This window comes from Rheinheimera pacifica, assembly GCF_900108485.1.
GTDB lineage: Bacteria > Pseudomonadota > Gammaproteobacteria > Enterobacterales > Alteromonadaceae > Alishewanella > Alishewanella pacifica.
This window is the reverse complement of record NZ_FNXF01000001.1, coordinates 72,006-85,506: the sequence shown is the minus strand read 5'-3', so window position 1 is coordinate 85,506 and position 13,501 is coordinate 72,006. Positions and strand designations below refer to the sequence as shown.

13 protein-coding genes are annotated in these 13,501 nt (G+C 48.5%); 3 read left to right on the top strand and 10 right to left on the bottom strand.

Translation table 11 applies throughout. From position 1 onward, the window contains the following. Nucleotides 1-88: 88 nt before the first annotated feature. Complete coding sequence (locus tag BLW68_RS00420; RefSeq protein ID WP_092789038.1) at nucleotides 89-2,791, bottom strand: TonB-dependent receptor; 2,703 nt, start codon at nucleotides 2,789-2,791, stop codon at nucleotides 89-91. 329 nt (nucleotides 2,792-3,120) lie between these two features. Between BLW68_RS00420 and BLW68_RS00415 the strand changes: the two genes are divergently transcribed. Then, nucleotides 3,121-3,714 (top strand): cytochrome b, encoded by a 594-nt coding sequence (locus tag BLW68_RS00415; protein WP_092789036.1) that lies wholly within the window; start codon nucleotides 3,121-3,123, stop codon nucleotides 3,712-3,714. Between the two features lie 29 nt (nucleotides 3,715-3,743). On the opposite strand, the gene BLW68_RS00410 is transcribed toward BLW68_RS00415, so the two are convergent. After that, entirely contained in the window at nucleotides 3,744-4,136 is a 393-nt protein-coding gene (locus tag BLW68_RS00410; protein WP_092789034.1) for a RidA family protein, read from the bottom strand. Nucleotides 4,137-4,319: 183 nt separating this feature from the next. On the opposite strand from BLW68_RS00410, the gene BLW68_RS00405 reads away from it, so the two are divergent. Beyond that, nucleotides 4,320-4,907 (top strand): TetR/AcrR family transcriptional regulator, encoded by a 588-nt coding sequence (locus BLW68_RS00405; protein WP_092789031.1) that lies wholly within the window; start codon nucleotides 4,320-4,322, stop codon nucleotides 4,905-4,907. A 71-nt stretch (nucleotides 4,908-4,978) separates the two neighbouring features. Here BLW68_RS00405 and bamJ read toward each other — a convergent pair whose 3' ends face one another. From bamJ to BLW68_RS21040, 5 genes are all read right to left on the bottom strand, one after another. Next, nucleotides 4,979-5,449: a BamJ family beta-barrel-assembly machinery protein gene (gene bamJ, locus BLW68_RS00400; protein ID WP_092789029.1), complete on the bottom strand. Its 471-nt coding sequence runs from the start codon at nucleotides 5,447-5,449 to the stop codon at nucleotides 4,979-4,981. A gap of 182 nt (nucleotides 5,450-5,631) precedes the next feature. Beyond that, nucleotides 5,632-6,093 carry a hypothetical protein gene (locus BLW68_RS00395; RefSeq protein WP_092789027.1) on the bottom strand — a complete coding sequence of 154 codons (462 nt, stop codon included), beginning with the start codon at nucleotides 6,091-6,093 and terminating at the stop codon, nucleotides 5,632-5,634. Between the two features lie 59 nt (nucleotides 6,094-6,152). Next, the gene (locus BLW68_RS00390) at nucleotides 6,153-7,328 is read right to left on the bottom strand and encodes a hypothetical protein (RefSeq protein WP_092789025.1); all 1,176 of its coding nucleotides are present in this window, start codon (nucleotides 7,326-7,328) and stop codon (nucleotides 6,153-6,155) included. Nucleotides 7,329-7,441: 113 nt separating this feature from the next. Then, on the bottom strand, nucleotides 7,442-7,813 hold the full coding sequence (locus BLW68_RS00385) for a hypothetical protein (RefSeq protein ID WP_143039908.1): 372 nt from the start codon (nucleotides 7,811-7,813) through the stop codon (nucleotides 7,442-7,444). Nucleotides 7,814-7,885: 72 nt separating this feature from the next. Then, nucleotides 7,886-8,146, bottom strand: coding sequence for a hypothetical protein (locus tag BLW68_RS21040; protein WP_092789021.1), 261 nt, complete (start codon nucleotides 8,144-8,146; stop codon nucleotides 7,886-7,888). Nucleotides 8,147-8,311: 165 nt separating this feature from the next. Between BLW68_RS21040 and BLW68_RS00375 the strand changes: the two genes are divergently transcribed. Continuing rightward, nucleotides 8,312-8,572 (top strand): DUF3297 family protein, encoded by a 261-nt coding sequence (locus BLW68_RS00375; protein ID WP_092789019.1) that lies wholly within the window; start codon nucleotides 8,312-8,314, stop codon nucleotides 8,570-8,572. 109 nt (nucleotides 8,573-8,681) lie between these two features. On the opposite strand, the gene BLW68_RS00370 is transcribed toward BLW68_RS00375, so the two are convergent. From BLW68_RS00370 to BLW68_RS00360, 3 genes are all read right to left on the bottom strand, one after another. After that, nucleotides 8,682-11,762 carry a TonB-dependent receptor gene (locus BLW68_RS00370; protein WP_092789017.1) on the bottom strand — a complete coding sequence of 1,027 codons (3,081 nt, stop codon included), beginning with the start codon at nucleotides 11,760-11,762 and terminating at the stop codon, nucleotides 8,682-8,684. A 1-nt stretch (nucleotide 11,763) separates the two neighbouring features. Then, nucleotides 11,764-12,774, bottom strand: a complete 1,011-nt coding sequence (locus tag BLW68_RS00365; RefSeq protein ID WP_092789015.1) for a FecR family protein — start codon at nucleotides 12,772-12,774, stop codon at nucleotides 11,764-11,766. Between the two features lie 105 nt (nucleotides 12,775-12,879). After that, the gene (locus BLW68_RS00360) at nucleotides 12,880-13,386 is read right to left on the bottom strand and encodes an RNA polymerase sigma factor (protein ID WP_092789013.1); all 507 of its coding nucleotides are present in this window, start codon (nucleotides 13,384-13,386) and stop codon (nucleotides 12,880-12,882) included. Nucleotides 13,387-13,501: the final 115 nt, after the last annotated feature.

Sequence of the window (13,501 nt, the reverse complement as noted above, 5' to 3'; positions counted from 1 at the left end):
TGAGGCCCCGGGAGCATAGTTAACCTATGTGACCGGGGCGAGAGTGCGCAGCCAACAAAGCTGCAGCTTCAAGTACGAGGGTATAAGCTTAAAACTGAACGGTGATGCCAGCCATATAGGTACGGCCACTGTAAGTGGTGTTGTACGCTCTGTTGCTGGAGTCGCTGTACAACTCATCCCGTACATTGGTCAGGTTTATCGCTTCCAGGTTTAGCTTTACGTTGTCAGTTAAGCGATAAAAGGCTGAGAAATCGACGTTGGTAGTGGCATGGTAGCCACGCTCGTCATCGTCAATAGAGCCACTTTCCACACCGGTGATGTATTTGCTGCGATAAGCAGCAGCAACACGGGCGCCCCATTGCTCCGTTTCGTAATACAGCGTCAGGTTGTAGCTTTGTTTTGATAACCCCGGGAAGGCTTTAAATTGATCTTCGCCTGAGTTTTCTACGTTACGATAAAGTGTTTTACCATCTGCCCAGGTGTAGTTTGCTATAACGCCGAGGTTATTAAACGGTGCCGGCAAAAAGTCGAGATCACGCTGTACGGCCAGCTCAAAGCCCTTAATAGTTGAGGAGTCTGAGTTTTGCGGCGACGACACATTAAAAATATCATCTACCGTTTTACCCACCGGCAATAGCGCAGCCGGTAAGCCTAATTCGCTGTAGACAATTTGCTGGGTTTCAGTAACGATAAAGTTGTCGATATCTTTGTAAAATAACGCTACCGACGCCAGACCCACATCTTCAAAGTACCATTCCAGCGCAGTATCAAAGTTAACTGATTCAAAAGGTTGCAGGTTTGGGTTACCAACAGAAATCTGGCCGATATCGTTTTCGCCCAGTGACGTCTGGCTAACATTGGCCGAAAACGCCATAGCGCCTAATGACGGCCGGGTCATATTTTTGCTGATACCGGTACGCCAGATCACATCGTCGATAAACTCATAGGCAATATTCAGGCTGGGCAGATAATCTGAGTAATCCCGCACCATCTGCGTGGGTACGCCTTTCGATAAGCCTGCTGAGGTGATCTCAGTGTTAAAATAACGCACGCCTACATTCAACCGCAGTGGCGCACCGGCCACGTCATACTCAGTGTCGTACACCAAATAAGCCGCCCGGGTTTCTTCGGTTAAATCATAAGCCGAGCTTTCTACCGTGTACTCGTCGGTTAAAGCAAAATCTGTCAGGCCGTAAAATGCCTGCAACGCTGCCATATCCCCCTCTAACCAGCTTCTATCCGGGTGGCCGCTAAATAACTGCACTTGCCCGGCTGTCAGTGTGAACACGCCCTGATTTTGTGGTGTGGCGGGGTTAGTCGGAAAGTTTTGCGCTACCCGTTCAAAGCCGGTGTTGCTGAACTTTTTATAGTTAGCGCCAAATTTTAAACTGGAGCTGTCTGTCAGGTAGTAGTCAAAATCCAGCCTGGCGTTATCAAAGTCGGAGTAGATAAAATTCGACTGAAAGTACAAATCTTTTACCGTGTAACCTTCCAGCGTACTAACATCAAAATCCGGTGAATAGCTGTGGCCGTAGAACGCATCCTGGCTAAAGTCGGTAATAATATTGACGCTTTTTTTCGCTTCAATATTCAGCTTATTTACCCGTGGCTGCTCATAATCTGATGAGCTGTGCCCCAGCATGGCGCGCATTTTCAGCGTATCGCTCAGAGTCCAGTCGGCTGTCAGGCTGATTTGGTTAAACACCGATTCGTTATAATCCTGGCGGTTTTCATTGCGCCAGGTGGCGTTTTTATAATCGGCGTAAATCACTTCTTTATCGCCGTTATTATCGCGCCACACTAATTCATTCACCACGTTATTATCTTTTACCGCGTGATGATGCTCAGACAGGGTGTTTTCCAGCTTGCCATGCATCAAATCCAGCACCAGGCTGAAATCCTGGCTGGGTTTATATTGCAGCGCCGCCGTAACACCTAGCCGCTTTTGCTCATTTTCCCACATTGAATAGCGATGGCCGCGCGGGAACCATAATTCCCCGGAATCCAGTTCAGCTTGTAATGCGGTATTGCTGGCATCGGCGGCAGTTTTGCCACCTTCACGCCGCCAGCGCGTGGTATTGCTGCCATATTCCATCGTGTCTCTGTCGCTGTACGCAACAGATACCAGGGCGCCAAAGTCAGACCAGGTGTTTGACAATAACGCCGCAATCCGCGGATCGGTGCTGTCGGTGTTACTGTTGGTACCCAACTGGCCAGACACAGCGGCCTGAGCGCCGTCATAGTCAAAAGGTTTGGCGGTACGTAAGTTTACGGTACCGGCAATGCCGCCTTCTTCCTGATCGGCCGAGTAAGATTTTTTCACATCAATCTGGTTAAACAGCTCAGAGGCGAAAATATTAAAATCAAAGGCCCGGCTACGTGACACCCCGCCTCGCGCATCCATTGGCGATGACGACGTACCCAGCGCTTCCATACCGTTTACCTGTACGCGGGTAAAATCCGGGCCCAGGCCGCGCAAAGAAATCTGCCGGCCTTCGCCGCCTTCACGGGTAATGGTTACGCCAGGCACCCGTTGCAGTGAGTCGGCCAGGTTTAGATCCGGGAAGTCGGCAATGTCTTCAGCCACTATCGAATCCTGCGCTATCATCGCTTCGCGTTTTAAGTCTTTTGCTTTGATAATGGCGCTGCGAAAGCCCTTTACTTCAATCACTTCGGTTTCTGTTGTCACTTCTGCCGGGGCAGATTGGGCCAGCACGGGGGCGCTGCATAAAGCCGGAATTGCAGCCAGTACCGCCAGGGCCAGATGGCTCTTGCAAAGATTCGTCTTCATAATGTGTCCGTTAATCCTGATTAGTTAAGCTAATTGGTGGAGTAAATCTGCCGGCGTAATTGCGCAGCAGTCCCCCTAAAGAGCAACAACCAGTTATTTTTGGACAAAAAAAAATATTAAGCTTTTTTGACAGTAGGTTTTTTAACGTAAAATTGAGGGCAAATACAAAACGCCAAACGAGCGTCCGTCAAAAGCGGCAGGTTAAGATCAGGCTTAATCACTTTGCTACTTGGTTCGATAATTTAAGCCATTCTGTTCAATAAAATGCATTTTATTTATCCTGTGCTTTTAAACACACTAAATACTACTTTTGTGTAAAAGGACACCCTGTGCTTAGAAACTCCGCCTCCCACTATGGTTATGTCGCCCGAACACTGCACTGGCTAACTGCCCTGCTGTTTTTACTGGCTTATATCAGTGTTTACTACCGGCAATGGTTTACCGAAGCGCGCACGCCGGAAAACTGGACAGCACTGCAACTGCATCTGTCTTTTGGCGTAACTATTGCGGTGTTAGTGGCATTAAGGGTGTATTGGCGCTTAACTAACCCGCAACCTCAGCCAGAACCAGGCTCGGCCTTAATGCATAAAGCTGCGCACCTGGGGCATATTGCTTTATATGGCGTGTTAATTGTTATGCCGCTAACCGGTTATCTGGGTACCGGCGTGGCCACTGAATATTTTTTCCTGTTCGACATACCCAAATTTGAAGACACCTGGTTATTTCAGACTGTGGTAGCCAGTAGTATGGGCCTGAGCTTTGAGCAGTTTGAAGCGCCGATGGATTTTATTCATAAACAAGGCGGAGCCTATGTGGTATGGCTATTAATACTCGGCCATGCAGGTGCTGCGTTTTATCATCACCTAAAACTAAAAGATCGCACCTTACTAAAAATGTTAGGCCCTAAAAAAACAGCCAACTAGTTGCTGGCTGTTTAAGGGTATAAGTTTTATCAGCCCGGAATCCGGGCTATCACCTTAATCTCAAAATCAAAGCCCGATAACCAGGTGACTCCCACTGCTGTCCAGTTTGGATAAGGCGGTGCGCCAAAGATCTTTTGTTTCACTTTCATAATGGTGCCGAATTGATGTTGTGGATCGGTATGAAAGGTGGTGACATCGACGATATCGTCAAAGCCGCAACCTGCTGCAGCTAAAGTGGCTTTGAGATTCTCAAAAGCTAACTCAACCTGAAGCTCGAAATCTGCTTCAGGGCTACCGTCTGCCCGACTGCCAACCTGGCCGGAAACAAACAGCAAATCGCCTGAGCGGATTGCTGCAGAATAACCATGCTCTTCATAAAGTACATGTCTGTTGGCTGGGAAAATGGCTTCTCTTTTCGTCATGGTATGGCTCTCTTTGTGAGGGTTCGATTGCCAGCGCTGCTGATATCAGCAGCGCTGCACAATTTGGATAGTTTTATTGCTCCTGCATGTTGAGTTGGTTTAACATACGAGTCGTATATAGAATATATAACATACGCCTCGTATGTCAAGTGGCATACATATCGTATGTGACAGGAGTATCGAATGAGTACCCGATTAACAAAGATGGCAGAAAACCGTGAGAAACTGATTGCCTCTGCAAGGCGCGCCTTTGCTCAGCAGGGTTATGCTGCCGCCTCTATGGACAGTTTAACTGCGGAAGCCGGGCTAACCCGGGGCGCGCTGTATCATAACTTTGGCGATAAACGGGGTTTGTTAGCTGCTGTTGTCGATCAGATAGATTCTGAAATGGCGGCATATGCCAAGTCTGTCGGAGCCAGAGCCGGCGATACCTGGCTAGGTTTACTGGCTGAAGGTGCTGCCTATATAGAAAAGGCACTAGACCCGGAAGTGCGGCGCATTGTGTTGCTGGATGGCCCTTCAGTACTGGGTGACCCGTCGCAATGGCCAAGCCAGAATAAATGCCTGCAATCAACCAGAAACACTATTGAACAATTGATTAAAGATGGCACTTTAAAGCCGGTAGATCCTGAAGCAGCCGCAATGCTGTTAAATGGCGCAGCGTTAAATGCCGCCCTCTGGATAGCGTCCAGCGCTAATCCTCAGGCTATGCTGCCAAAAACGCTGGAGGCATTTAATTTGCTCGCTTCAGGGTTTCTTGTGAAGGGCTGATGTGAAGGCTTGATGAGTGAGAGCTGCGCCTTGGGGGCCATGAATTAGGCCCGCCCCCGAGGCTTGCTTCTTTATTGGATCTCAAATAATTCCACATCAAAAATCAGTACAGAACCTGCCGGAATTTTGCCGGTGCTGCGGTCGCCGTAGCCCAGACCTGATGGAATAAAAAAGCGAAATTTATCGCCAACTTTCATCAGCTGTAAACCTTCGGTCCAGCCGGGAATAACACGGTTTAGCGGGAAAGAAATAGTTTCGTCGCGCTCAACTGAAGAATCGAATACTGTGCCGTCAATCAGAGTACCGTGGTAATGCACCCGCACTGTGCTGCTGGCCGTTGGCTGGCTTTCGCCGTCGCCACTTTGTAATACTTCATATTGCAGGCCTGAAGCAGTAGTTTTTATGCCCTCTTTTTTACTGTTTTCAGCTAAAAATGCACTGCCTTTTTCATGGTTCAGCGCGGCGGCTTTTTGGTTGTTGGCGTTGTTGTAGAAGTAATAAGCAATGCAAGCAAGAACAATGATAATCAAAGCAATTTTCATAGTGAACTCTGTTAGTTGAGTTAGGTAACGGCTATCTTATGGTGCATAGTGGTTTTGGTCAAAGGTTGGTAGCAGACACAAGACTACCAGCCCCATTTTCTTTGTTTTTTACCGCCGCACTTGAGCAGCCTGCCTGCTTTGCCTACAGAGCACACAGGGTCAGGCCTTGACCCTACAGGCCACTAAGAGCTTTTCCTTCGTGTGCTACGTTGGAACCAAGCTTGGCTGAAAGGCATACATGTTGTACCTGCACTTTCCGAATATTTGTCTCCCCTGTCAGTGATAATCTCACACTCACAGGTACATGGCTCGCCGTAGGTGCCCCACTTGTGTAGTTCAGTTACATAGGCGACATTAAAGACGGAATGAATAACTACTGATTGAACCCAGGAGACTGGAATTGACCGCGATTCGAGCATATTTAACAGTTTGTTTCTCCACATAAGCACCAACGGTTCAAATGCTTCTGAGGAAGGATTAATACCCGGCAGCATTAAGTCTATGGTTACTTTTACCCTACCATTTTTGTTGGCCAGGTCATACAGCTTAGCCAGTTCCCAGTAACCATCGTAGTCATTGTTTCTGCTGACAAAAGAGCAAACAATTCCCTGTGCGATATTTTTCAGTTCTTTACGACGCGCCATGTTTTGCGTTTACCTTCATACTCAGGCTCCGGGAGTTTTACGAAGTATGCTACCTGGTTTCAATTTTCCAAAACGACTGGCTGGATAATATCCATAGAGCCTTGATTAGCAATAATATGGTTGCTGATAAATGCTATATAGTTTATGTAGTCTTTATTTTGATAATATAAATCAGCAACCAAATCGAATGTATTCCAGTGCGATTCATATTCCAGCTCATTGCTATCAAGGGCCTTTCTGCCATATTCAGCGGCCAGTTCCAGGTCTCCTTTGCCAGATCTCCGTATCAGTAACAAACTCACGCCTCTGTGTACAAACGCAGTTTCATGTGGATTCAATTTAGGATTGTTTTTCAGATAGTTTAGCAATATATCGACGCCTTCTGAAAACTCCCCCGCATCATGCGATTTAAATGCGGCGGTAAGTGCTGCACCTGTACTTTTCGTCATGCTCCCAAAACCTAAACCACTTGTTTCAGCCAGTTTTAGCTTATGGTTTCTGTATATTTTTCTAAGTGCGGCAGCTGTCTCAGAAGCATTTTCAAGATTATAACTACCGGAGCTTAATGCCGCGTATCCCTCACTTATACAGTTTTCTTTTACATTACCCACCTTACAAAGCAGTTCTTGATACTTAGCTGTAGCCATCAGCCGCGAGCTGCTATTACGTACAGAATATTTTGTCAAACAACGATTTAAATAGCTTAGTAAGAGATAGGTTTTAGGGCTACGCTCAAGACTCGACACATGTTGGTCTATCAACTGCTCGCAAAGGTGATAAGTGCTGTCATAGATAATCTTTACCTCATTAAAGTACTCAGATGATATATGCATCAAATCATCTTGATCGCTCTTGTAACTTGAAAAATGCTCCGGATCTTTAACTTTTATGTCTGCTTGATACTTTTCAAATGATGCATCTGAAACATAACCGAGATCTCCCATAAACTCTAAACCCGTCAATACGGTAATACTCTCCATATGGCCCTTGTCTGCAAGCTCTTTCAGCAAAGGTATTGCAAGCTTTCTTCTTCTTTGATAGAAGCTGAAAGAGTACAACAACGCCAGTTCATATTTCTTATCATCATGCCATGAATACATTTCTGCCTTTAGGGCATTTGCTCTTTCATGAATTTCCTGTTCATAGCTTTGTTTCTTTACAATCCCCCTGGGACTCGCACTTTGACAAGCTGTCACCATAGAACTAAAAAATAGTACAAAAACCACTAATTTCATATCATATCCATTTTCGTTACTTGAAAAAACCAGCAATCAGGCATTACGATAAAAACACTCCGGAACGTTGACATTTACTTGCAAGACTGACGCCCCTAAGGCGTGCGGTATTGCTATAAATTCTTGCCATTAATATTCCTGGATTGTTTTAAAAAAACAAGAAACTTAAGCCTATGACTGCATTTTTCACACACATAATCCGTTTCAATTTCTGGCTTATGGATTTTATCAGAATATGAAGCGCTCATATGATTCTCAACAGAACCGTGTTTCAGGCCAAAATAGTCAGGGTTGTAGGAGCCAAAATCTGAGTCACAAAAATCGCATAGCTGAATTTCCAAGCCGAATACTTTCACAAGATAATATTCATGCTCGTTATTCTTGAAATGATCAATTTCAACTAACTCATGGCCACAGTCAAAGCATGGAGCACATTCTCTAAGAACCATACCGCCGGAGCATATTGGACATTTTTGATGCTTCATTGTACACAACGCTTTGGACAGTGGGGAAGGCGAGCACCGCGATTGCCTTTTCGCAAATCTGACTTGTTAGTTTTACCGGCACTCTTTGACCGCATGTTCAAGCTCTTCATCATACATCTCGGTGTCATCAGTATACCCGATAGCAATTCTCCTATTAGCTTCAGGAACACAGATTGTTAATCCGAATCTTTGCCGAACAAAGGTTGCCAAAGCATAATTACTAAGCTCTGAAACAGGGACATGCCAATTTTCCTTACAACGTAGAATTAAACCTGAGCTAAATGGCTGCTCAACCCAAGGCCCTTCAATATCCGCAATTGATCGAGTTTCCATAACGCTAATTCGATGGCTTAAAGCGCCTAGGTATATGTAGTTAAGTTCACCTTACCTTGCTTCTTATCTGCTTACAATAACTTACAGGTGCTTGTAGTTTTGCCTTGAGCACAATGCCTGCTTTGCCTACAATGGCGCATATTTTATTTACCATAGGCCTAAGCCATGAACGACACTGTAAAAAACGATACTGCACGTCCGGATTTACCGGATCGCCTTTCTGTTAACCCGCGCAGCAAGCATTATGTGGCAGCAATTTTCGAGCATGACATTGGTATTAAACTAAACGGCAAAGAACGTTTTGATGTGGAAGAATATTGCATCAGCGAAGGTTGGGTAAAAGCGGCCGCGCCTAAAGCGCTGGACCGCCGTGGCCAGCCGTTGTTAATGACACTAAAAGGCACTGTTGAAGCGTTTTATCGTTAAGCCATAGCGATAAACCCGCCCCAACAGCCTACTTGCCGCTTTGCTTAACTACCTGCGAAGCGGCTTTCTCTGCTAACACTAGCTTAGCCAACACTGGCGTAGCCAGCCGCTAAAACTCTGCTGTAACCCCCAACATATAAGTGCGGCCGCTATAGGTGCTGTTATAGGCTCTGTCGCTGGAATCGCTATACAACTCTTCGCGCAGATTAGTCAGGTTAAGCGCTTCAATATTCAGCTTTATATAGTCGTTTAAGCGGTAAAACGCTGAGAAATCGACATTAGTGCTGGCGTGATAACCGCGCTCGTCATCATCAATAGAACCACTTTCTACCGCAGCGATATAACGGCTGCGATAGACGGTCGTTAACCGTGCGCCCCAGCGCGGGGTGTCGTAGTACAGCGCCAGGTTGTAGCTGTGTCTGGATAAACCGGTAAAGGCTTTATGCTGATCTTCGCCGGAATTTTGCACATTGCGATACAGCGTATTACCGTCGGCCCAGGTGTAGTTTGCTGCTATGCCAAACTGGTTAAACGGCGCCGGCAGAAAATCCAGCTTACGTTGCAGTGCCAGTTCAACGCCTTTAATTGACGAGGGACCGCCGTTTTGCGGTGAAGATAAATTAAACACATCATCTACCGTTTTGCCCTCTGGCAACAAGCTGGCAGGCAAACCCAGCTCGCGGTAGATAACCGGCTGGGTTTCGATGGCAATAAAGTGCTTAATATCTTTATAAAACAGCGCAGCAGAAAATAGCCCGCCATCGGCAAAATACCATTCCAGCGCGGTATCCAGGTTGTTTGCGCTAAACGGCTTTAGCTGCGGGTTGCCGGTGTTGATTTGGCCAATATCGGTTTCACCAAGCGAAGTTTTGGTGACATTGGTAAACAGCGCTAAATCACTTAACGATGGCCGGGTGATATTTTTACTCAGACCTAAGCGCCATAGCATGTCGTCGGCAAATTCATAGGATATATCCAGCCCCGGCAGGTAACCACTGTAATAGCGCGTTACGTTGGTTGGCTCGTTGCTGGCCGGGCCGCTGTTAGCCAAAACCTGCGGCGGCGTTTGGCTGGCAAGCTGGGTATGAAAATAGCGCAGGCCCAGGCTGGCCCGCAGCGGCGCACCGGCCACAGCAAATTCTTGCTGATATTGCAGGTAGCCGGCATTGGTTTGCTCGGTTAACCGGTACACCGAACTGGCAATAGTATCGGCATTGGCTAAAGCAAAACCGTTCAGGCCATAAAACGCCTGCAGCGCAGCAATATTACCCTGTAACCAGCTTTGGTCCGGGTGGCCGCTATACAACTGCACCTGATCGGCCTTCAGGCTAACCATGCCCTGATTTAGCGGCGTAGCACTACTGTGCGGAAAGCCGCTGGCCTCTTGCTGAAAACCGGAATTGTTAAAGGTTTTATGGTGCAAACCAAAGCTTAATGCGCGGTTGTTGCTAAGCTGCCAGGTAAAATCCAGCCTGGCGTTGTCAAAGTCGGAATAGGTAAAGTTAGACTGAAAAAACAGATCCCTTACGCTATAGCCAGGTAACGCCGTAACATCAAAGTTGCTGGAATAGCTGCGGCCATAAAAGGCATCCCGGGTAAAGTCGGTAACGATATCGGCTTGTTGTTTTGCTTCAATATTCAGCTTACTTAGCAGTGGCTGACGGTAGTCGGATGAACTGTGGCCCAGCATAGCGCGCAGCTGCAGATTGTGGCTAAGCGCCCAGTCGGCGCTCAGGCTGATTTGGCTAAACACCGACTCGTTATAGTCTTGCCGGTTTTCATTGCGCCAGCTGGCATTTTTATAGCGGGCATACAGCACTTCTTTATCGCCCGTGCCATCACCGTTGCTGTCGCGCCAGATGAGATCCTGCACCAGATTATTATCTTTTACTGCATGGTGATGCTCAGACAGCTGGTTTTCCAGCTTGCCGTGCATTACATCCAATAATAGATTTAACTGCGCCACGGGCTGATATTGTAACGCTGCCGTTATGCCGAAGCGCTGTTGCTGATTTTCCCACACCGACAAGCGCTGACCGCGCGGGAACCATAAGTCGCCGGAATCTAACAGGCTTTGCAAGGCTCTATTGTTCGGGTCTGCCGCCTGTTTGCCGCTTTCCCGCCGCCAGCGCGTGGTGTTGCTGCCGTATTCGTTAGTGGCACGGCTGCTGTAAGTGAGCGAAATAAGGGCGCCAAGATCAGACCAGCGCTTTGATACCAGCGCAGAAAAGCGCGGATCAGCACTGCTTAAATTGCTATTGGCGTTGCTGTTGCTGCCAAGCTGGGCAGAGATACTGGCTTTGTCGGCGGCATAGTCAAAGGGTTTGGCGGTGCGCAAATTCACCGTACCGGCAATGCCGCCTTCTTCCTGCTCAGCAGAGTAGGATTTTTTTACATCAATCTGGTTAAACAGCTCGGCAGCAAAAATGTTGAAGTCAAAGGCGCGGCTACGCGACAGAGCGCCGCGCGCATCCATCGGTGACGATGAGGTGCCCAGTGTTTCCATACCGTTTACCTGCACCCGGGTAAAATCAGGGCCTAAACCGCGCAGCGAAATCTGCCGGCCTTCGCCCCACTCGCGGGTAATACTAATGCCCGGCACCCGCGATATCGCATTGGCAACATTTAGTGCCGGGAAGTCGGTAATATCTTCTGCCACCAGCGAGTCTTGCGCAATCATCGCCTGACGCTTTAGGGTTTCAGCTGTGGGCAATAGCGTGGTAGCGCTGTTATGCCGGTGCACGCCGCCATTAGCCCGCACGGCGATAACTTCCATCGCCGGTGCGCTAGCTGTGGGTTTAGCTGCCGGTTTGGCCGCAGGGGCAGCAGGGTTTGCAGCTGGCACTTTAGCTTCAGCTTTAATTAACCAGCCTGATGCATGGGGTATGGCCTCCAGCGGCTGTTGTGCCAGCAGTTGCTGTAATACTTCGTCAGCGGTAAAGTCCCCCGCCACGGCAGGTGCCTGTAAGCCGGCAAGTTGGGCAGGGTTGAACAGCAAGGGTTTATTTATCTGGCGGGCAAATTGTAATAATGCTGCTGCCAATGGTTGCGCCGGCAGAGCATAACGCTGGCGGTCAGCCGCCTTATGCTGCGGTTCAGGATTATGCTGCGCTGCGGGCCACACAGCAGGGCTAAATAACAGTAACAACACCAGATAAAACACAGGCTGCACTGGCACAAGCCCGGCCATACTATTGCTGTAGCGGGTACGGCGACCGGCTAAGCCGGATACCGCCGCTGTGTTGTTGCAACGTCAGGCCATAGGCTTCTGTTAATGCCTGTAACGTCTGCTGCGTATTGGCCAGCTCAAAGCGGCCGGCCACTCTTAAGCCCGCGACTTCAGCACTGGCACTCACAGGTACATCAGTTGAACGGTTTAACCGGTGCAGCAAATAGGCTAAGGGTTCGTTTTCAATTTCAATCCAGCCCGAGCGCCAGTCAACCAATTGCTGCAGGTCGACTTTTTCTACCTTTGATAACTTATTCTGCCTGATGCGCACCCGCTCACCGGCTTTAAGCAGCTGCCGTGGGCCGGTGGCGGTGGCCTGCACCTGCACTGCCCCTTCGTACACCGTGATATCTATCAGATCCGGGTCGCGGTCGATATTAAATTCAGTGCCTACCGCTACCACTGTAGCTTGATCCAGCCGCACTTCAAACGGCCGTTGTTTATCTTTGGCTACGGCAAAATAGGCTGCACCCAGCCCCTGCACTACCTGACGTTTATCTGCGCTAAACAATACCGTTAGCTGGCTGGCGGCGGCCATATCTACCACCGAGCCATCGCCCAGCGTCTGGTACATGGTGCTGGCTTGCGCTGTTTTTAATTCATAAGGCGCAGCAGTACGGGACAAGCTGCCGTAGCCCAGATACAGCGCCACTGCCAGCACAGTGCTGCATGCAACTGCAGTTAAAGACCCCGCCCGGGGAAATATAGCTGCGCCGGCTAAATGAGAGCGTGATAATGAAAACTGCCAGCGTTTTAACGGATGTGGCTGATAGGCAGCCAATGCTTTGGTTAACGCCGGATCCTGCCAGGTTTGCAGCATCGACAATAACAGCTCGCGGTGGCGCGGATCGGCATCCAGCCAATGGCTGAACCGCCTTTTGCTCAGGCTGTCCAGCTCACCGGCGGCGAGCTTTTCTACCCAGGCTGCGGCCTGTAAATACCGATCCTGTTCTGGTTGTTCTGCTGTACTCAAGGTGCTGTACTCAAAATGCTGTAATCAATGTCCACTGTAATAAAATGTACTTTAATAAAAGATGGTATTCACTTAACGGGTTTTATTTACTCAGCGCTGAGATTGTTACACCGTATGTTGCCGGTCGATTTGACGCTGAATATCTGCCAGGGCGCGGCTGACATGCTTAGCTACCGCTTCTTCACTGATTTGCAGTAAAGCAGCAATACAGCTGCGGCTTTTGCCTTCCATGCGGTACAACACAAATACCTGACGCCGTAACGCAGGCATAACTTCCAACGCCTGACTAAACAGAGCAACCGTTTGCTGCATGCTGGCCATTTCTTCCGGGTTGGCGCTTTGACAGGCCAGCTCGTCTGGTTGATCTGCCGGTAGCGGTTTTAGCCGCATCAGCATATGGCGGGCCACGGTAAAGGCATAAGCCAGCGGATTAAGCACAGGTTTTTGCCTGGCCTGCTCCAGCACTCTGGCGATAGACTCCTGAAAAATATCAGCCGCATCGGCACTACTGGCATTTTTTTCCAGGTAACGTGCCAGTGGTGCGGCATTTTTCAGCGCCTGATGCAGCTCTGGCTCTGACTGATTTACGCTAGACACTGATCGACTAAACATAATGCCCTGCCCTGTTATTGTCCTATCGCACAATAACGCACAATAACGCACAGATATGACACTATGTTGACAACGATGTCAGCGGGGCAAGGCTACAGCGGGCCGGCCAGTTTGC

What these genes read in the sequence shown, in the direction of transcription:
- BLW68_RS00395 (WP_092789027.1), bottom strand. Translation starts at nt 6,093, where the DNA reads ATGGCGCGTCGTAAAGAACTGAAAAATATCGCACAGGGAATTGTTTGC.
- bamJ (WP_092789029.1), bottom strand. Translation starts at nt 5,449, where the DNA reads ATGAAAATTGCTTTGATTATCATTGTTCTTGCTTGCATTGCTTATTAC.
- BLW68_RS00405 (WP_092789031.1), top strand. Translation starts at nt 4,320, where the DNA reads ATGAGTACCCGATTAACAAAGATGGCAGAAAACCGTGAGAAACTGATT.
- BLW68_RS00375 (WP_092789019.1), top strand. Translation starts at nt 8,312, where the DNA reads ATGAACGACACTGTAAAAAACGATACTGCACGTCCGGATTTACCGGAT.
- BLW68_RS00385 (WP_143039908.1), bottom strand. Translation starts at nt 7,813, where the DNA reads ATGAAGCATCAAAAATGTCCAATATGCTCCGGCGGTATGGTTCTTAGA.
- BLW68_RS00410 (WP_092789034.1), bottom strand. Translation starts at nt 4,136, where the DNA reads ATGACGAAAAGAGAAGCCATTTTCCCAGCCAACAGACATGTACTTTAT.
- BLW68_RS21040 (WP_092789021.1), bottom strand. Translation starts at nt 8,146, where the DNA reads ATGGAAACTCGATCAATTGCGGATATTGAAGGGCCTTGGGTTGAGCAG.
- BLW68_RS00360 (WP_092789013.1), bottom strand. Translation starts at nt 13,386, where the DNA reads ATGTTTAGTCGATCAGTGTCTAGCGTAAATCAGTCAGAGCCAGAGCTG.
- BLW68_RS00420 (WP_092789038.1), bottom strand. Translation starts at nt 2,791, where the DNA reads ATGAAGACGAATCTTTGCAAGAGCCATCTGGCCCTGGCGGTACTGGCT.
- BLW68_RS00390 (WP_092789025.1), bottom strand. Translation starts at nt 7,328, where the DNA reads ATGAAATTAGTGGTTTTTGTACTATTTTTTAGTTCTATGGTGACAGCT.
- BLW68_RS00370 (WP_092789017.1), bottom strand. Translation starts at nt 11,762, where the DNA reads ATGGCCGGGCTTGTGCCAGTGCAGCCTGTGTTTTATCTGGTGTTGTTA.